At 49.4% G+C, this 18,379-nt stretch carries 19 protein-coding genes; 6 read left to right on the forward strand and 13 right to left on the reverse strand.

The window, feature by feature from the left end:
• Nucleotides 1-33 precede the first annotated feature (33 nt).
• The 5 genes from G3M70_11300 to G3M70_11320 form a co-directional block, all read right to left on the reverse strand.
• A complete protein-coding gene (locus tag G3M70_11300) occupies nt 34-498 on the reverse strand; it encodes a cytochrome c (GenBank protein QPJ62424.1) in 465 nt (154 codons plus the stop codon).
• 144 nt (nt 499-642) lie between these two features.
• Entirely contained in the window at nt 643-1,701 is a 1,059-nt protein-coding gene (locus tag G3M70_11305; protein QPJ62425.1) for a formylglycine-generating enzyme family protein, read from the reverse strand.
• Nucleotides 1,702-1,738: 37 nt separating this feature from the next.
• Nucleotides 1,739-2,542 (reverse strand): formylglycine-generating enzyme family protein, encoded by an 804-nt coding sequence (locus tag G3M70_11310; GenBank protein ID QPJ62426.1) that lies wholly within the window; start codon nt 2,540-2,542, stop codon nt 1,739-1,741.
• The gene (locus tag G3M70_11315; protein QPJ62427.1) at nt 2,539-2,916 is read right to left on the reverse strand and encodes a hypothetical protein; all 378 of its coding nucleotides are present in this window, start codon (nt 2,914-2,916) and stop codon (nt 2,539-2,541) included. Before G3M70_11315 ends, G3M70_11310 begins: the two co-directional genes overlap by 4 nt.
• Before the next feature lie 92 nt (nt 2,917-3,008).
• Nucleotides 3,009-4,055: a formylglycine-generating enzyme family protein gene (locus G3M70_11320; GenBank protein ID QPJ62428.1), complete on the reverse strand. Its 1,047-nt coding sequence runs from the start codon at nt 4,053-4,055 to the stop codon at nt 3,009-3,011.
• Between the two features lie 137 nt (nt 4,056-4,192).
• Here G3M70_11320 and G3M70_11325 point away from each other — a divergent pair, with 137 nt between their 5' ends.
• Both G3M70_11325 and G3M70_11330 read left to right on the forward strand, forming a co-directional pair.
• The gene (locus G3M70_11325) at nt 4,193-5,110 is read left to right on the forward strand and encodes a cobalamin B12-binding domain-containing protein (protein QPJ62429.1); all 918 of its coding nucleotides are present in this window, start codon (nt 4,193-4,195) and stop codon (nt 5,108-5,110) included.
• An 18-nt stretch (nt 5,111-5,128) separates the two neighbouring features.
• Nucleotides 5,129-6,085: a DUF523 and DUF1722 domain-containing protein gene (locus G3M70_11330; protein QPJ62430.1), complete on the forward strand. Its 957-nt coding sequence runs from the start codon at nt 5,129-5,131 to the stop codon at nt 6,083-6,085.
• Between the two features lie 48 nt (nt 6,086-6,133).
• On the opposite strand, the gene G3M70_11335 is transcribed toward G3M70_11330, so the two are convergent.
• Genes G3M70_11335 through G3M70_11350 form a run of 4 tightly spaced genes read right to left on the reverse strand, consistent with a single transcriptional unit; the run spans nt 6,134 to nt 10,090 of the window.
• On the reverse strand, nt 6,134-7,078 hold the full coding sequence (locus G3M70_11335) for a hypothetical protein (protein ID QPJ62431.1): 945 nt from the start codon (nt 7,076-7,078) through the stop codon (nt 6,134-6,136).
• A gap of 47 nt (nt 7,079-7,125) precedes the next feature.
• A complete protein-coding gene (locus G3M70_11340; protein ID QPJ62432.1) occupies nt 7,126-8,148 on the reverse strand; it encodes a formylglycine-generating enzyme family protein in 1,023 nt (340 codons plus the stop codon).
• 13 nt (nt 8,149-8,161) lie between these two features.
• Nucleotides 8,162-8,725, reverse strand: a complete 564-nt coding sequence (locus tag G3M70_11345) for a 3-isopropylmalate dehydratase (GenBank protein ID QPJ62433.1) — start codon at nt 8,723-8,725, stop codon at nt 8,162-8,164.
• Between the two features lie 57 nt (nt 8,726-8,782).
• Nucleotides 8,783-10,090 carry a 3-isopropylmalate dehydratase large subunit gene (locus G3M70_11350; protein ID QPJ62434.1) on the reverse strand — a complete coding sequence of 436 codons (1,308 nt, stop codon included), beginning with the start codon at nt 10,088-10,090 and terminating at the stop codon, nt 8,783-8,785.
• A 268-nt stretch (nt 10,091-10,358) separates the two neighbouring features.
• Between G3M70_11350 and G3M70_11355 the strand changes: the two genes are divergently transcribed.
• From G3M70_11355 to G3M70_11370, 4 genes are all read left to right on the forward strand, one after another.
• Nucleotides 10,359-11,378, forward strand: coding sequence for a radical SAM protein (locus G3M70_11355; protein ID QPJ62435.1), 1,020 nt, complete (start codon nt 10,359-10,361; stop codon nt 11,376-11,378).
• A gap of 362 nt (nt 11,379-11,740) precedes the next feature.
• Nucleotides 11,741-13,198 (forward strand): DASS family sodium-coupled anion symporter, encoded by a 1,458-nt coding sequence (locus G3M70_11360; GenBank protein QPJ62436.1) that lies wholly within the window; start codon nt 11,741-11,743, stop codon nt 13,196-13,198.
• 6 nt (nt 13,199-13,204) lie between these two features.
• On the forward strand, nt 13,205-13,543 hold the full coding sequence (locus tag G3M70_11365) for a rhodanese (GenBank protein ID QPJ62437.1): 339 nt from the start codon (nt 13,205-13,207) through the stop codon (nt 13,541-13,543).
• The gene (locus G3M70_11370; GenBank protein ID QPJ62438.1) at nt 13,543-13,815 is read left to right on the forward strand and encodes a hypothetical protein; all 273 of its coding nucleotides are present in this window, start codon (nt 13,543-13,545) and stop codon (nt 13,813-13,815) included. The genes G3M70_11365 and G3M70_11370 overlap by 1 nt, the downstream gene beginning before the upstream one ends.
• 247 nt (nt 13,816-14,062) lie before the next feature.
• Here the strand turns inward: G3M70_11370 and G3M70_11375 are convergent, their stop codons facing one another.
• The 4 genes from G3M70_11375 to G3M70_11390 form a co-directional block, all read right to left on the reverse strand.
• Nucleotides 14,063-14,614 (reverse strand): heme-binding protein, encoded by a 552-nt coding sequence (locus tag G3M70_11375; GenBank protein QPJ63792.1) that lies wholly within the window; start codon nt 14,612-14,614, stop codon nt 14,063-14,065.
• A 45-nt stretch (nt 14,615-14,659) separates the two neighbouring features.
• Complete coding sequence (locus G3M70_11380; GenBank protein QPJ62439.1) at nt 14,660-15,337, reverse strand: hypothetical protein; 678 nt, start codon at nt 15,335-15,337, stop codon at nt 14,660-14,662.
• A gap of 582 nt (nt 15,338-15,919) precedes the next feature.
• Nucleotides 15,920-17,389, reverse strand: a complete 1,470-nt coding sequence (aroE, locus tag G3M70_11385) for a shikimate dehydrogenase (protein ID QPJ62440.1) — start codon at nt 17,387-17,389, stop codon at nt 15,920-15,922.
• 229 nt (nt 17,390-17,618) lie between these two features.
• The gene (locus G3M70_11390) at nt 17,619-18,290 is read right to left on the reverse strand and encodes an LON peptidase substrate-binding domain-containing protein (GenBank protein ID QPJ62441.1); all 672 of its coding nucleotides are present in this window, start codon (nt 18,288-18,290) and stop codon (nt 17,619-17,621) included.
• Between the last annotated feature and the right edge of the window lie 89 nt (nt 18,291-18,379).

Raw genomic sequence — 18,379 nt, forward strand, 5'->3', positions numbered from 1 at the left:
CGCTATGTTTGAAATTATTAACAAAGTTGGAAATTATGAATCTAATGCTGAAAGGGAACGAATGTAGTGAATGAGTTGCCAGATTTTTTCATCGGATAAGTAGGAATAAGAGGGCATTGCGGTCCCCTTTGATCCATTTTTAATGATCCAGTAAAGCTGGCCGTCTGAAATGGAATCCATTGTCTGGTTGCAAGTGAAATTTCTGGGTTTGGGGTTCATGTTAAATGCCATGGCCCCTTGTCCATCACCCTTCATGCCATGACATTGCTTGCAGGCAATGGGTTTTGCTTTTATATGTGCGAGAACCTTCCCCTTTTTTAAATGACCTGGTTCTTTCCTGAGAGGATTTGTTTTTTTCTGGAAAGAGCTGGGTGCAACCTGTGTTTTTCGCTGTTGTGGACATTCCCTGGCCCAGATATTGTTGGCAGAAAACAAAAATATTATTAAGAAAATGCAAAATAAGTTTTTGGAGTTACCTGTTGGCTTTAGTAGATTCATTTTTCCCTCATGGAGATTTGGTCGTTATTATTGAAACCCATAATTCCCTGGGAATGCCTTATGTGAATGTTTATTTGCCAAAATTCCAGCAGTACCGTTCCTGATGGTTTCAATATCTTCGCCTGACTTTGTTTTCACGATAATTCAAAGACCTTGTCGCTTTTCAATCATTTGCTTTAAATTCTGGTATTCATTGTTCTCAGGGCTGATTAGCAGCGCTTTGTTAATTGCAGTTAAAGCGTTTTTAAATTTTTCAGCACCTAACTTAATAAGGGCATCCATATAGAATGATCGTGCTTCCATCTCTGGATCTGTATTGCCATCCCGTGCGCAGCGAAATCCAAGTCCAACCCCGTAGGAATTGTTCATGGGATCATTCCAGAAACGGTGAGTGGTGGTGATGCTTTGTGCCGGTGCAAACCAGGAACCTCCCCGGATTACCTTTTTGTTTCCATGTGAAAAATTATTGAAATTGTTATCGGAAACTTTAAGGGGCAATGCCAATTGAGGGCCTTTCGGATTTCTTACTTCTTTTGAGGTTTTGTAATAATTTGGGTCATACCAGTCCTGCACCCATTCAAAAACGTTTCCCGCCATGTTAAAGAGACCGTAGTAGCTTTTCCCTTCAGGATGAGAGTCGACATTGGATGTAACGTGTTTTTTCCCAGAACTGCCTTTGCCAAAATTAGCCTTGCTGGAATCCAGTTTATTTCCCCAGGGGTACACATAGCCCCCCGGGCCACGTGCGGCTTTTTCCCATTCGGCTTCCGTTGGCAAACGTTTATTGGCCCAATGGCAATAGGCGTTGGCGTCGTACCAATTCACTCCGGTTACAGGCAGGTTGGGTTGATTAAGTTTGTGATGATCCCAATAGGCTGGAGCAGGATAATCGGTTGCTTTAATAAACTCTGTGTAGTGGGTATTCGATACCTCGTATATGTCTATATAATAAGCACCCAAATAAATTTGCCTTGCCGGGCTTTCATCTTTGAATGCTTGAGTTGAGTCTGATGGAGGGCCTGTGGTAGATTCCGGTTTATCCACCCCGCGGATAAATCCACCCGGGTTTATCAGAACCATGTTTTCAGGAGCAACTGGATTTCCTGCCCAGGCTGTTGACAACGTTGCTGAAAGAAAGCATCCCTGAAGAAACAGGCTGATCAATCTATTTTTTATTTTTGCTATGTCCTTAACATGTCTCATGGCTTGCTCCTGAAATTGAAAAAGTGACTTTAGAAAATTATTTTGCGCAGCGAAACCCAATGCCATCTGTCTTTAAGGCAAAACCTCCTTTTCCTCTTGATGCGGCACGGATATCAGCCTTGAAGCTGTGCCAGGAGCCTCCTTTAATTACTTTCAATATTCCCGTATTGGGGCCTTGAGGGTTATGATTTGGGGCGTTTGCAAAATATGTTGGTTCGTACCAATCTTTTACCCACTCCCGCGCATTACCTGCCAGATCATGAACTCCATAAGGAGAAGAGGTGTCCGGACGGGTCCCCACAGGAAAAAGTGTTTTGGTTCCATTCCAATTTCTTTCAAAATTCACAGGCCTGGTACGAGGAGAATCGGATCCCCAGGGGAAAATGGATCCATTTTCTCCGCGAGCTGCTTTCTCCCACTCAGCTTCAGTAGGCAAGCGCTTGCCCGCCCAGCGGCAGTAATCCACTGCGTCGTACCAGGTGACCTGAACCACCGGCATCAAAGCCACTTCCGTCTGCTGGGACAACAAACCCTCACCGTAGGGGTTTGGGGGTTCTTTTCTTCCCGTACGATGAATAAAATTCAGGTAGCGTTCGTTGGTTACTTCCTCAACATCAATTGAGAACTCATCAAGATAGACTTTCCGTTGCGGCCTTTCGTCTGCCCTGCCTTCTCCAGACAGACTCCCCATTAAAAAATTACCTGCGGGTATCTCAATCATTTCAACCGGGTCCTTTTCTTCCCCAAATGCTTTTTGCAGGTTTATAGGAGTCAGGCAAAAAAGAATTGCTGTAATTCCTGCGAGGATCTTTTTATGTTTTATTGTTTTGAAGAAGTTCATTTTTTAGGCTCCTGACTTCCCGCGATGACCGTGTTGGTAATTTTCATAATTCTGCGAATCAATGTTTCAGTTGTCTGTTGTTCACCGCGCTCCTCAGCCTCGTACGCTTCTGCAAGCAAGGCTCTTGATTTATGAAGTTTCGCCTCCATTTGAGACTGTACAGTTGGTGATGCGAGGGTTCCGCCCAGGGCAGCGTGGTGATAAACTTCCCACGCTTTTTCAACCGCCCGCCTGGCATCTGATGTTGTTTCTACCTGCGATACTTTAATGACCTCTCCAGTAAAGGCCGAAGAGGGCACCGCTAACAAAAGAATTGCTAAAATTCCCAGCAGACCTTTTCTTGTTGAGGTTTTTAATTGGAAGCCGGTTTTCATTGTTCAATCTCCTTATTTTCCTTTTGTATATTCCAGGTTTTAAGAGGAGGGGAAAATCCCCTCCTCTGTGAAAACCTGATACTGGAAATACCTTATCGAACCTGTTTCTGAATCATTTCTTTCAACTTCAGGTATTCCGCGTTACTGGAATCCAGTTTCAGTGCCTTCTCAATTGACTTCAAAGCCTGCTTATTTTTTTCCGCACCCATGTTGATCAGCGCGTCCATATAGAAAGTGCGAGCTTGAAGCATGGAGTCATTATCAACCGACCGGGCACATCGGAAGCCAAGACCAACGCCGTAACTGTTGTTCATTGGATCATTCCAGAAACGATGTGTGTTGGTTACACTTGCTTCCGGGGCGTACCAGGAACCCCCACGGATTACCCGCTTTTTGCCGGTTGCAATTCGATCCACAAAGGTTCCTGTGCTGCTAAGGAAAACCCCTTGTTTCGGGCCGGTCGGATTTACTGTGTCCTGGGTGTTTTTGTAATAGTTCGGGTCATACCAGTCATGAACCCACTCAAAAACATTCCCAGCCATGTTGTGGAGGCCGTAAGGACTCTTTCCTTCCGGATAGGAATCTACGTTTGCAGTGAATTCCTGCTTGCGACCATAATTGGCTTTACTGGAATCCAGGTCATTTCCCCAGGGATATTTAAAACCCTCGGGACCACGTGCTGCCTTTTCCCATTCCGCTTCGGTGGGCAGACGCTTGTTTGCCCAATGGCAATAAGCATTGGCATCGTGCCAGTTAACGCCACTGACCGGTTGCTCTGGTTTGTTGCGGCGATGGTCATCCCAGTAGGCCGGGGCCGGATGACCGGTGGCTTTGATAAAATCTGCGTACTGGCTGTTGGACACTTCCATCTTGTCCATGTAATAGGGATCAAGAATCACCATATGGGCGGGTCCTTCATCGTGAAACGCTTCACGGGAAACCGCATATTTAAGGCGCTCTCTCTGCGTCATCTTTTGCGTGTCCACAACCACGGATTTATCCACGCCCATCAGAAAGGAACCGCCGGGAATAAAGGACATATTTTCCGGGGATTCCTGTGCCAGCCCGGCTTGCGGGCTAATGAACATTGCCAATGCCAATCCACAAAAAGCTGTTTTCAGGTACTTTTTTGTTTTCATTTGGATAACCTCTCATTTTTTATTTTTTAAGGTTTGTCAAAGCTTATTTCAAAACTTTATCCAATGTTTAGCTGTTTGTCAAATGTTTTTTATAAAAATGTTTTGACAAACATGAAAACTCTTGATAATGTTTAGTTATGGATACTTATAAAATTGACCATGTAGCTAGAATGACGGGTTTAAGCAAACACGTAATCCGGTCCTGGGAAAGGCGATTTGATTTAATAAAGCCCGTCAGGGGAGGCAACCGGTACCGGATGTATTCCCAAGAGGATGTCGAACTCCTGATTTACTTAAAGGATCAATTGGAGGAAGGATTCGCCATTGGAGAGCTGGCAAGTCTGGGAAGGGATGAGTTAATCGCCCGAATCCAGAGGACAGACGATAATGAAGGTAAGGAAGCCGGAAACTCGCTTGATCGTATACTGGAGTCCTTGCTTTCTTCTATTTCACCTTTAGATCGAAACAAGTTTGTGCGTCTTTTTAATGAATACAGCGCATTACTGCCATTTGATGAAGTGTTTTACAAGATTTTCATTCCCCTTCAGCGAAAAATAGGCGACCTTTGGCATGAGGGTAAAATTGGTGTTGGTGAAGAGCATTTTGTGAGCAATCATATCCGTCAAAAATTTCTTTCAGTTTTAAATCAAATACCATCCTCCAGTCAGGGGCCAAAAGTGGTAATCGCCTGCCTGCCAGACGAGCAACATGAGCTGGCCATCTGGATAGCGGCCTACCAGTGTGCGAGGAATGGGTGTCAGGTGTTTTACCTGGGAGCCAGCATGCCTGTTAAAGAACTGGCTGCATTTTGTACATTGACCCGACCAAACCTGGTTTTACTTTCATGGACAACCTCATTAACTGAGCCCGAAGCCAAATCTCTGGTCGAGGACTATGTGCAAATGGTTTTGCCAATTTGTCCGATTTGGGCAGGGGGGGCAGGTGCGTATATGATGAGAGAGTATTTTAAAGAAAGTGGAATAGAGGTTTTGGAATCGTTGCACGTTTTGGAGGATAGGTTGAAACGCTTGTCTCAGTTTTTACCCAACAAATAAACCGGGAAGCTCACGGATATGAAAGAAAAAATAAAAATTGGGGTCAGCAGTTGTTTGATTGGAGAGAAAGTCCGTTGGAATGGAGACCATAAGCAGGACCGTTATGTACGTGAGGTTTTGGAACAGTACTTCCAATACCTTCCTGTTTGTCCAGAAATGGAAGTCGGGATGGGGGTTCCCAGAGAAACCGTTGCTCTTTATGGTGATCTTAAAAAGCCAAAAATGCTGGGTCGAAAAAGCCGGACCGACTGGACGGGTAAGATGAATCGATTTGTAAAAGGCAGGATCAAACAACTCAATCACGATGATCTGTGCGGCTTTATTTTTAAAAGTAAATCTCCTTCATGTGGTCTCGGTCGGATCCCGGTGTATTCTGAAACGGAGCAAGGTAAAGCGAGGCATGGAGCGGGGATGTTCGCCAAAGCATTCACAGAGACCTTTCCACTGACCCCGGTCGAGGATGAAGGGAGATTGAACGATCCAAGGATCCGGGAAAATTTTATTGTCCGGGTGTTCAGTTTTTCAAGGTTGAAAAATGAATTGCTCAGCAGCCGGGCCAGGCCGGGCACCCTGGTAAAATTTCATACGAAAAATAAATTCCTGCTTCTTTCCCACAGCCGGAAACATTACACAGCTCTGGGGAAAATTGTGGCGGAGGTAAAAAAGGATCCCTGGAATAAAGTGATTGCATCCTATGCGTTTATTTTTATGGAGGCGTTGGCGCTTAAATCAACCACCAAAAAACATACAGATGTTCTCATGCATATGATGGGGTTTTTTAAAAAGATGCTTTCAAAAGACGAAAAGGCGGACATACTGGAAGCAGTCGAAGATTACCGGAAGGAACTGCTCCCCTTGATTGTCCCGGTCACTTTAATCCGCAACTATGTAAAAAAACATCAGGTGGACTATTTGCAGGATCAGGTTTATCTGAACCCGCATCCAAAAGAACTCATGCTGAGAAACCACGTTTGATTTACTTTCAGTCCGAGCCGGATTTATCCTGCATCTAGCATAAAAAGATCAGTTCAAATTCAAAAGTTTCAGATTTGGCAGCTTGGCCTGTTTTATCAGCTCCTGTGACTGTTCAAAAGTCACTGAATTGAGTGTCAGGTCGAGATGTTCCAGGTTTTTGAGGTTGGGCGATTGCAACAATGCCTTGATTCCTTCCGGACCGATTTTATTTTTATAGAGGTCCATCCGTTTTACGTTGCCCAGATGGGGGGAAGCCGCCAATGCTTTTGCGCCGGCATCGGTCAAACCCGCCTGACTCAGGTCGAGAAATGTAACTTTTGAAAGTTTTTTTGATTTTGCCAGTGCTGCAGCCCCTGCATCACCTACCTGGTTTTTCATCAGGTTCAGTTCCGTCAGGTTGTTGAAGTTTTGAGAAGTAAGAAGCATGTCCACCCCATCACCGGTAATCCCGTTGTCCCACAACGAAAGTTTTTCGACATGGCGGAAGTTTTTAGAATCACACAATAGCTTGAGGCCTGCATCCCCGATTTTATTCGTTTTGAGAGCAAGACTACGGACCTGATTTAATTCAGGTGAGGATGCCAGCACTTCCGCGCCTTTTAGGCCGATTTGCGAGTTGTTCAGGTTGAGGCCGTGGCCATCCTCGCTCGTGCGTGATTTCACGTGTGCCGGGATATCTTTTGGGGGACCGCTCCGACGGTAGTAATGGGAATGTCCGCCCTTACCCGGTTTGCCACCTGGGTGACCGCCTTTTGCATGCGGGCTGTGTGGGTTCCCACCATGTGGGTTATGTGGATTGGCAGCATGTGGATTATCTCCACCACCGTGTGGATTGTCTCCAACGCCATGCGGACTTGCCGCATGGGGGTTTTCAGCTCCCGCATGCGGATTCCCACCATGTGGGTTCGCACTGTATTCGTCGTTTGCAAAAACCGGTTGCACGCTAAACAGCAGGGCGATCACGCCAATTCCCAAAGTCAATTTACCATTCATTTCGTCACTCCAAATGTTTCAATGTGTTCGTTACGAAGCCAGTAGTTTTAATTTTTAGCCGCCGCTTTTTCAGATAAAGACTGGGCGCACCGGAACCCGATGTAATTCATTTTTTGGGTAGGCAGGGCTTTGCCGCGGACGGTTATGCGTGCAAGGTCCAAATTGGAAAACCATGAGCCGCCTTTCATCACTTTAAATTTTTTTCCGTAGAAATCGTTTTCCGTTGTATTGCCTGGATGAGGCCCATACCAGGAATCGGTCCATTCCCAGACATTGCCAGCAAGGTCCAGGACTCCGTACGGACTTTTATTTTCCGGAAACGATCCGACTGGTGCGACATAGCGAAAGCCGTCTTTTTTACCGCGGAAATTCCCGCGCTTTTCTTCCGGTTTCTTGCCCCAGGGATACATTCGCGCATCCGTTCCACGCGCGGCCTTCTCCCATTCCGCTTCCGTCGGCAGGCGCTTACCGGCCCACTTGCAAAAACTGGCAGCCTGTTGCCAGGTGACCCCGACCACTGGTTGAGTGACGGCCTTGAAGTTTTCACTGTCGAAATATCGGGGCGGTTCCTGTCCCGTTTCCGCCATGAAGTCTTTAAAGTCGCCGACCGTCACCTCGGTCTTGTCGATAAAAAATGCATCCAGGTTGACCGGGTGCGCGGGGGTTTCATCCCGGTAATATTCGAGCGACTCAGAAAGGAACGTTTCTGCGGCCCACAAGATTTCTTCATCGGAGGACCCCATAATGAAAGTCCCCTCCGGGATCAACACCATTCCCTTGGGAGCCGTCTTGGCTTGCGAAAAACCGCGCAAACCGAACAACAACATCAGGCTGAGTAGAATAAATAAAATAGCCTGCATCCAGAATTGTTTGAATACGTTGTTGGTCATTGTGTTGTTTTCAGAAGTAACCGAAACAGGGGACTCCGGTTTTCTTACCGGGGGAGCGATGAGTCCTGCCTTGTAGAGAAAGGTCATGATGCCAAACACCAGAAGGGGTATCCCAAATAAAATTGCTATTACACCAAGGAGAATATCCTGCAGGCTTATGTTGTGAAGAAATTCTGCCATGTGAAAAGCCGGATCACGCCGGCATCAGGCCGGCTTTCTTGGCGTATTCGAAGATGTTTCCCGCCTCAATGATATCCTTCACATCCCCCAGCGGCTTTAGCTTATACGTTTTGTTCTGAGTCTTGTTGGTCAGCGTGTTTTCTTTCATATCAATTGCAAGCTCGTCCCCTGTGTTGATCTCGTCCGTCAACAGCTTTTCGCTTTCAAAGGGGGTGAAGAATCCGCCGTCGACTGAGTTGCGGTAGAAAATCCGCGCGTAGGATTCTGCGATGACCGCCTGCACACCTGCGATTTCCATACAGGCCGGTGCGTGTTCACGTGAAGAGCCGCAGCCGAAATTTTTGCCGCCAATGATGATACTGTATTTCGACTGCCATTCACCTTCCTCTACAAAAGGGGTGTTGCCCTTAGGCAGTCCTGCGCCTTCTGAAGGAACACCAGAAAGTGAATACTGACCGTATTTTTTACGTTCTTCCGGGTCGCTCAGGCTGTACACCAGATGTGCCGCCGGAATGATCTGATCGGTGTCGATATTATTGCCAAGCACATAAGCCCGGCCTTCAAACTGTTCTTTCATCAATAAACTCCTGATAACCGCAGACGCGTTGTCGGCATCGCGGGTGGTGTGTTCAGTTTAAACGTTTGCGGACATGACCTCGCGCGGATCCGTAACGTGCCCGGTAAGAGCAGAAGCCGCTGCGGTGTAGGGTGATGCGAGATACACAGCTGATTGCTTCGAACCCATACGTCCTGGAAAATTGCGGTTGGTGGTCGAGACCACCACTTCCGTCCCGTGGGTTCGACCAAACGTGTCTTTAGGTCCGCCGAGACAGGCCGCGCAGGAGGGCTCGCCGATGTGACAACCGGCTTCCTCGAATATCGTCTGCAGGGTCTTGCCCTCGATTTTGTATTCGCGGATGCCATTCTCGACTTCACGGGTCGCCGGTACGATGTAGGTCTCAATCTTAACCTTCTCACCGTTCAGGATTTCAGCCGCTGCGATGAAGTCAGTCAGCTTGCCACCGGTGCAGGATCCGATATACGAACGGTCCAGTTTGACGTCGGTACATTCCCGTGCCAGAGCGCGGTTGTCCGGTGAGTGCGGTTTCGCGACCACGGGTTCCATTTTGGAAGCGTCGTAACTTTTGCGGAAGAAGTATTTTGCATCCGCATCCGAACGTTCAATGGAGTACGATTTCCTGGTGCGTTGCTTGACGTATTCTTCGGTCACACTATCGGCTTCGATCACGGAGTTTTTACCGCCCGCTTCAATGGCCATGTTGCACAGGGTCATGCGCTCTTCCATAGAGAACTGCATGACCGCGTCGCCCGCCCATTCCATCGTGCGGTAGGTCGCGCCGTCACAGCCAATATCACCGATCACCTGTAAGAGAATATCCTTAGCCATGATGTAAGGCGGGAAGGTGCCGTGGAATTCGAAACGCATCGTTTCCGGAACCTTCACCCACAATTTGCCGGTCCCCATAATGAACGCTGCATCTGTGTTACCAATACCTGTCGAAAACATACCGAACGCACCGGAGGTGCAGGTGTGTGAGTCGGTACCGAACAACACTTCACCCGGACGATTGTGGCCTTCCTGCGCCAGAGCCACATGGCACACACCCTTGTAATCATCGGTGCCCGGATCGTAGTAGTAGGGCAGATTCTGTTCCTTGACGAAGTCACGCAGGATGTCGACATTGCGCAGGGCATGAGGGTCTTCGGTGAAAATATAGTGATCCGGAATGATGACCAGTTTTTCGGGATCCCACACCTTGGCGTTCTGTCCAAAGTGTTTTTTGAATATGGAAATGGCACCAGGTCCGCAAACGTCGTGCGTCATGAGAACATCGACATCGACCCAGATGTTATCGCCCGGCTGGGCGGAGGTTTTACCGGCGTGGGCCGCCAGGATTTTTTCAGTAATGGTCATGGCCATGAGGATTTTCCTATCTTATGAATTCAGTTGAGTTTATTCAGTATTATGCCGATCAATATTTCAACGGGGACAATCTTGTTAAGATACCATTTTAACCCCTCAACTGTAATAAAAACCATGATTTTAAGGGCCTTCACGGTTAAAATATTTTCATGTGACAACTGTGATGCCGGGTTTCATGTGAGGCGACTTGCACCCAAAATCGGGTGGCTCGCGGCCTGAGCCCTTTTTTCACTATTTTCTGACTGAATAACCACCGAACCCAATCATGCTCAATCTCATTCTTGATACCTTCAACCGCTTGAATTACCGGATTCCCGGACGGCCGAGACAGGTCCAGCTGGAGGTCACCAACCGGTGCAATCTCGATTGTCCGATGTGCCCGAGGGAAGTGATGGACATTGAGCTGGAGCATATGGAATGGGACACTTTCAGGCAGGTGGTCGACAAGCTGCACGGCGATGAGGACATCACGCTCACCGGTTGGGGCGAACCCTTCCTGCATCCCCGGATTTTTGACATGATTCGCTATTGCAAACAGCGTGGGCATACGGTGCGAATCACCTCCAATGGCCTGTTCGCAAGGACGGATATCGCTGAAGAAATTATCGAGTCCGGACTCGACGCGCTGACTTTCAGTATCGACAGTGTGGAAGGGGAGGTGGACTCCGGTCACGCCAGCCACAAGGCCCTGAAAAATATTGAACGGATACCCACTCTTCGTAAGCAGGGAAAACCCTGGCTGCGCCTGCAGGCCACCTTGCATGCGGGTGGTGGCGATGCTCTGTGCGCTGTGATCGAATATGGTGCGCGGCATGGCTATGATGCGGTCAATGTCGGTCGGGTGGACCGCAAGTACGATCCATCGCTGACCCGACCGGGTCCGTTGGAAGAAGAACGGATATTTGAAAAGGCCGACCGGGTGGCAAGTAAGAATGGAATCCAGCTCGACTGGCTGCAATATGGTGTTTCACGCGGGCTGGTCCGGTTTTTCTACCGACTTCTACGCAAAAAATTGCATCGTTCAGGTCGCTATTGCCTGAAAACCTTCGACTACACTTACGTGACCCGCGAGGGGAACGTCACTCCATGCTGTCTCCTGCCTGAGAAAAAAATAGGCAGCGCGTTGACCGGGGACCTCAACACCATCTGGAACAGCGGCGATTACAACCACTTCCGTGAAAATTACCGGGACACCTGTGGCAAATGCGACCTCTGGACCGTCGACATGGTCGACCAGCCTTCACCTGAAACACCGACACCCAGGCCCGAACCTGTTCTTTCCTAACCTGTAAGATCGGAGAACCTTGATGGCCCAGGCACTGGATTGCCGCTGCCGCCCTTCGACTGGTTCAGGGTGACAGCGGAAAGGCTCACTTCTCTTTATCTGGATTGCTTCGTCGCAAAGGCTTCTCGCCATGAGGTACAAACCGTCATCGCTAGCGACTGAAAGGAGCGTGGCGATCCAGAAGGTATGAGTTGTAAGGCCTTCCCTTTGCTGATGAGTTTAGGGTGACAGAAGAAAGAACGGACTCTGTTTTTCTAAAAGTCTCTTTCCGGAGTGGAAATTTACTCTAAGCTATTTAAAAACAGAGGCTTTTTAGCTTCAGGCCGTGGGAAAAACGGCCTTCATCTGGTATTATCGTGGCCATGATCGAACAACAAACTGCCATTCCGAAGATCGTCATCGATCGCCGTCCCATGTGGATTGTGGTGTTTGACCGTATGCGCCGCGGGATTTTCCTGGCGGTGATCTTCCTGTTGTTTTTCGTCGCCCTCGGGTTTGACGGTCCATCGGACCTCTCTCCGGAAGCGTATAAGGTCATTTGTCTGTTCGGACTCTGCGTCACCCTTTGGTCGACCAACCTGATTCCGCTTTCAGCAACCAGCCTGCTCGCTATCGGGATGGTGCCGCTGCTCGGCATCATGGAATCGGGGCAGGTGTACCAGTTTTTCGGCAACAAGGCGGTGTTCTTCATCCTCGGTGCCTTTATTTTGTCGGGAGCGATGATCGCCTGCGGACTGAGTGTGCGCCTGTCGATGTGGATCATGGAAAATTTTGGACAGAGTCCGTTACGACTCTGGGGTTCTATATATTTTTTTGGTGCGATCAGTTCCTGCTTCATGTCCGAGCATGCTGTGGCGGCGATGCTGTTTCCCATCGTTTCGGAAATCGTGCGGACGCTCAATCTGACTCCTGGCAAATCGGTATTCGCCAAAGGACTGTACTTCGCCATGGCCTGGGGCTGCATCATTGGCGGTGCGGCAACGGTTCTGGGTGGTGGACGCGTGCCACTTGCAGTCGAGATTCTTGAGAAGAGTACGCAAAAGGTGGCTACCCTCGGAGTCTGGGAGTATTCAGCCCTGTCGTTTCCTTTGTTTCTCATCATGTTGCCTGCGGGCTGGCTGGTGCTGACGACCCTGTTCAAGCCGGAGATCCAGGATGTGTCTCCGGCATTGAAAGTCCTGCACAAAAAGCGCGAGGCTCTGGGCAAAATAAGTTTTCACGAAATGGGGGTCGGTGGTGTGATGCTGATCACCCTGTTCTTCTGGTTTGTCTTTGGCGAACACTACGGAATCGCCAACATTGCGATCATTGCAATCGTGGTGTTGTTTCTGTTTCGGCTGATCACATGGGAAAAAGTTCAGGAGCACGTCAACTGGGCAGTGATCCTGATGTACGGCGGCGCTATCTGTCTCGGTGAAGTGATGGCCGATACCGGTGCGGCGTTGTGGCTGGCACAGAAAGTCTTCTCCGGAATTATTGAGATGCCGGTGATGTTTCTGATAACCGTGGCGGTGCTGTCGGCGGCATTCACCACAGTGATGAACAATTCAGCCGTGATCGCTGTTCTCCTGCCGCCGGTGCTGTCTCTCTGCGGGGATTACGGGATCAGTCCCCTGGTGGCGGCGATGACAGTTATTCTGCCATCCAACTTTGCCTTTATTTTGCCAATTGCAACACCTGCATCGGCGCTGGCGTACAGTTCCCGTTGTTTCCAGTTGCGCGAGATGGTGATTACAGGATTCATCCTGGCTGCGATTGGCTTTATCGCGTATCTATTGCTACTTAAAGTTTACTGGCCGCTGATCGGCCTGGTAGGTTAGGAGACCATGCCAACAATTGACAACATCGATCCGATCGAACTGAAGCGGCAACTGGATGCCGGTGAAGTGGAGTGTCTGCTCGACGTGCGCGATGAGTGGGAACACTCCCTTGTTGCACTGCCGGATTCGATACACATCCCGCTGAACGAGTTGGTCGATCGCATGATGGAACTGGCGTTCGAAGAAGAGATCGTTGTGTATTGCCACGTCGGGCAACGCTCGCGGCGGGCCGCCGATATATTGATTGAAGCCGGAGTGAAGACGGTGCACAACCTCGCCGGCGGCATCGATGCCTATTCCCAGGTCGCGGATGCTTCTGTTCCGCGTTACCGCGCGGCGATGTGATGTCGGAAACCATAATGTTTAACGGCGATGGAATGCCTGTGCCCGGTTCGCCGCTTGAAATCGAAAAAGAATTGTTGAACGGGACGGGGAACGTGATGGCGGATGGTGTGGCCATATACGTCGAGCACCTGAACGTCAGTGAAAATCAATATGTTGTTGTGAAGTCACCCGTTAAAGATGATCCACCCGAGATCAAGCGCTTCCCCTCCCACGCTTTTGACAGTGCATGGCGACAGTTTCTCGAGTGGATGGCTCCTGAGCGCAAGTCCTAGCCTGATGGGCGACTGGAACCTGAGAGTAGAATTGCCGAGAGAGTTCCTGGAGTTTTTATGTTAGCCGTGCGCCAGCACTTCCCCCTTGTAAAGGGGGTTGGGGGGATTATTTCTTGAATGTTATTTCAAAATAGTTTGATTGATTTTGTTGGCCGGGCACCGAGCACCCCTGGCTTTGCCTTCCTCTTTCGGAGAAGGGGGAATATTAAATCAAAAGCAAAGACAGGATAGGCAAGGCACTCAGCTGTTATTTTTTCTCGGGAGCTTTTGTCTCGGCGCCGATGCTTTTTAAACCGGCTTCAGCGCAGGCAGCATCGAGATGGCCACCAGGTGCTCCGCCGACTCCTATTCCCCCTACCACTTCGCCGTCAATCTTAATGGGCAGTCCGCCACCCAGAAGCAACATATGGTCGTTCATGTGTTGCAGGCCCTGGACCGCAGGCATTTTGACAACCAGGGCCGCCAGATCTGCGGTAGAACGTTTCATGCTGGCCGACGTGTAGGCTTTTTTGCTGCTGCTTTGAACCGTATGCGGACCCGCTCCATCCTGACGCAACAGGGCACGTACGTTTCCTCCCCTGTCGACGACAGCGGCGCTGACGGTGTAGCCATCGGCTTTGCATTGATCGACCGCTGCCTGCGCGGCCTTCGCTGCCAGGGCAAGAGGAAGTACACTTTCTTTTGGTAGTTCAGCGGCTGCAACGTTTGCAGTTAGCAAACTTGCGAAACACAGAGCTGTCATTATTGTTATCGATTTAATCCGAGACCGTTTTATTGAAATAATATTGGTATTGATCATCATGCCCCCTCGGGTTTGTTTTGGAGTTTATTTATTGAGAAAAAATTAACGTGTCTTCGCGGTTGCCAGAATCTTCACAATTTCGGTGAATCCTTTTTGCTGTGCGTGTTGCAATGGGGTGATTCCATCGTTGTCTGCAATCGTAATATCGGCTCCGGCATCGACCAGCATCTGGACAATCTGTTGATGCCTTGGGCCGCCATCGCTCAGGACAATGGCTTCCATCAAGGCAGTCCAACCCAGATAGTTCACATGGTTGATGTCTGTTTTGGTTTGGAGCAATGCTTTGACGACCTTGACATGACCACGCTCACAGGCGGGTATCAAGGCCGTGCCGCCGTAACGGTTATACAGGCCGAAATCGGGATTGGCCTGCAGGATCATGTTTAATATTTCAAGCGTTCCTTCGGCTCCCGCCAGCAAGAGCGGGCTGTCCTGAATGCGGTCCTGCAGGTTCACATCAGCACCCGCTTCAATTAACAGCCGCGCGGTTTCAATATGGTTTTTATCGACAGCTATCAGCAGAGCAGAGCGTCCACGTAAATCCTGACTGTCAACGTTGGCACCCTGCTGCAGAAGTTGTTTGATCTTGTCAGCTTCATTATTTTCTGCCGCATCGATTAGTTGCCTGTCTATTCGATTCACCGGAATTCCCTGGTTTGCGATACCCAGCACAATGGCGAAAGCAACCAGGGCAATCAAAAGTTTTTTAACGGCTTTCATGAGGACAGTGTATCAAACTGCCTCGGGGAAATATCCAGCGAAAACCATGCAGGGAAAAGGCTGGCGCGTGAATGGAGAGTCTGGGTTGCATCGTCGCGGAGTAGTTCAACGCGAACGACTGAAAGGAGCGGCGCGGCTCCGGAAGAGTTTGCTTTTACTCCCCCTTCTCCGAAGGGGGCTGGGGGGCTTCTTCCTTTTTACTTTTTTCAAAATAGCTTAAATGGTTTTGTTGGCCGTGCGCCAGCACCTCCCCCTTGTAAAGGGGTTTGGGGGGATCGTTTTTTAATTTCTTTTTTAATGTTTCTTTTTGTGGGTGAGGTTTTTTAGGTGGCAACAGCTTAAAAGCCCCCTGGCTTCGCCTTCCCCCTTCGGAGAAGGGGGAATATCATTACCTCCAAACTCCAAAGCAAAGCCGAGATTCTTCACTTCACGGCGTTTTGTTCGGAATGACAACTCGGAGCTTTATGTCTTTTTATCTGACAGGTAAAACTCACGTATGTCATTCTGAGGACCAAAGGGACCCTTCGATAAACTCAGAATCTCGCATTTGCTTTTATGGAGTTTGCGAAACTGAAAAGCGGCTTAGTTCTCTTTAAGCTTATCCAGTACCACTTGTCGCATGGCGTCGATGGGGGCGGTTGTGCCGGTCCATAGTTCGAATTGTTCCACGGCTTGATTGACAAACAGTTCAATGCCGGGGATGGCAGTGCAGCCGGCGGCTTTGGCTTCGGTGATCAGCCGGGTTTCCAGGGGATTGTACACGGAGTCGAATACGATCATGCCGGGTTTAAGGCAACTGGCAGGGCAGGGGGTCTGCTTCACATTCGGATTCATCCCGACCGGCGAACAGTTGATGAGGATGTCCGGTGTTTCATTGGCAACCGAGTCAATGTGGATCAGTCGCGCTCCGAGCTGGTTCGCTAACTCTTCTCCGCGTTCTTTGTTACGGTGATAGGTGAGAGTCAGTTTTGCACCGGCGTCTTTCAATGTGTGCCCGATGGCTTTGGCCGTTCCACCTGCACCGATGATGACCACGTTTTTTCCGGCGACCTCGCCTTTAGCCTTTAGCGCACGCAGGGCACCGGTACCGTCGGTGTTGTGTCCCGCCCAGGCCTTGTTTTCGTTCACCACCGTGTTGACCGCACCAATTTTTTTCGCTTGTGCGGAGATGGAACCGAGGTAACGTCCGATTTCCTCCTTGTGCGGCATGGTGACGCTGAGTCCACCGAGGTACGGTTCGAATGCGGAGAAAAATCGCTGTACGTTCTGAACAGGAAACGGGACGTATACGTGAGGCAGGTCGGTCAGTTGAAACGCCTTGTTGTGGATGAGGTAGCCCATGCTTTTGTTGACCGGATCACCGATGACACCGAAGATTTTTGCATCCGATGGAATTTCGTTAACGCGGTAAACTTCTTTGAGGATGCGGGCCGGTATTTGCCCGGGTGCGCTTTCCTTACCCGTTTCAAGAGAGCCAAAGGTTAGCCAGCTTCCAAAGTGGACTGACAGGATGCGGCTTACTTCTCCTTTTTCTCCCATGCAGAAGCCGATCATCTTTTTTTCATTCTTGCGCGCCCGGTAAAGCAGTTTGAACATTGCCAGGTTGTCGGTGATGTCCTGAGCATAGGTGATGAGCTTGATGATATCCGCTGGCATTTCGCACATGATTTCGTAAAACTTGTCGATGCGTTCATCGGTGCGGGTGAAATCGTGATGCGACAGAATGATCTGGCTTTCACCCTTGTTCTCCAACACGGATTTAAGCAGCGGGCCGGGAGTAGACGTTTCGATGTCGACATAAGGCGCGCCCAGATCGATGGCTTTTCGAATGGATGCCACGCGGTCTTCGTCCGAGCCACGGTATTGACCGCCGTCCATTTTCGACCGGTAGGTGACGATGACCTTGTTGTCAGCCGTCTGCATCAGGTCTTTGAGGTCCCCGTCCGGGATGAGGTCCATGCGCAGTTCAACGATGTCCGCCAGGTTGCGGCAGCGTTCGATGTCTTTTAATGCCTGTTGGTGCGATGGACCGACTATGGGAATACAGATCATGGGTTTCGGTATTTTACAGTTAGTAATAGGGAAGGGAGATTATGCACGTTTTCGATGGATGTGTGCAACCCACCTGGGGAGTTTGGTGTAGATTGCTTCACTTCGACAGGCTCGGTGTGACAATCTGGAGGGCTAGCAATAAATAAAAGGCGAGATATTTCACTTCATTCTGCTTTGTTCAAAATGACATTTTTATCCAATAGACAAGAACGTTAGCCATGCTCCGGCATCAATTCCAGCGGGAGTCAAGACCTTCGCGGGCGAAGCGGGAGGATTGCTGGACGATGCGGGTTTTGAGTTCGAGGGTTTCCAGCAGGGCGGCCACCCGTTTTTCGACATTGAGTTCTTCAAGGAAGAAACGTTGTTGGTCGAGAGTGAAATCCAGCAGGTGGGCCATACGATCGGTAGCATCACCCAGGCTTCGGCAATTGTCGAGATCCAGTTCCAGCTCCCCGCGTTTTTCTTCCGGCAGCAGTTCCCTGAAGTTCCAGAAACGGGAAGCAAGATTGTAAAAGGGAGAGCCTTCTGTTTTATTTATGGGAGAGTCCTCAATATTGGTGAGGAGTTCCACATTGGCTTGCCTGAATGGTCGGTCACCAAATTCGTCGAGCACGCGGAAACGGGTTTGCCCGGATATCACGATGTTGTATTTGCCATCTTCTTGTTGGGTATGTTTTTTGATGGGGCCTGCGCAACCGATGGAATCAATGGGAGGTGACTCGTAATACTGCTCTTCCCAGCCCGATTGCAGCAACACCATGCCAATCCATTGCCCGGTTTCGATGGAATGCGCGACCATCTCTCTGTATCTCATTTCGAAGATATGAAGAGGCAGCAGGGTATTTGGATAAAATACTGTTGAAGGTAATGGAAACAGGGAAATTTGACGTTTTTCAGTCATGAGGGCCTTTCAGTTCGGTGCATTACAATTTCGAAGGCTATTGTAGCATTTCTTTTCAAATACCCCTTTGTGGGGGTTTTGCCCCTTTA

Origin of the sequence: Candidatus Nitronauta litoralis, assembly GCA_015698285.1 — a bacterium.
GTDB lineage: Bacteria > Nitrospinota > Nitrospinia > Nitrospinales > Nitrospinaceae > Nitronauta > Nitronauta litoralis.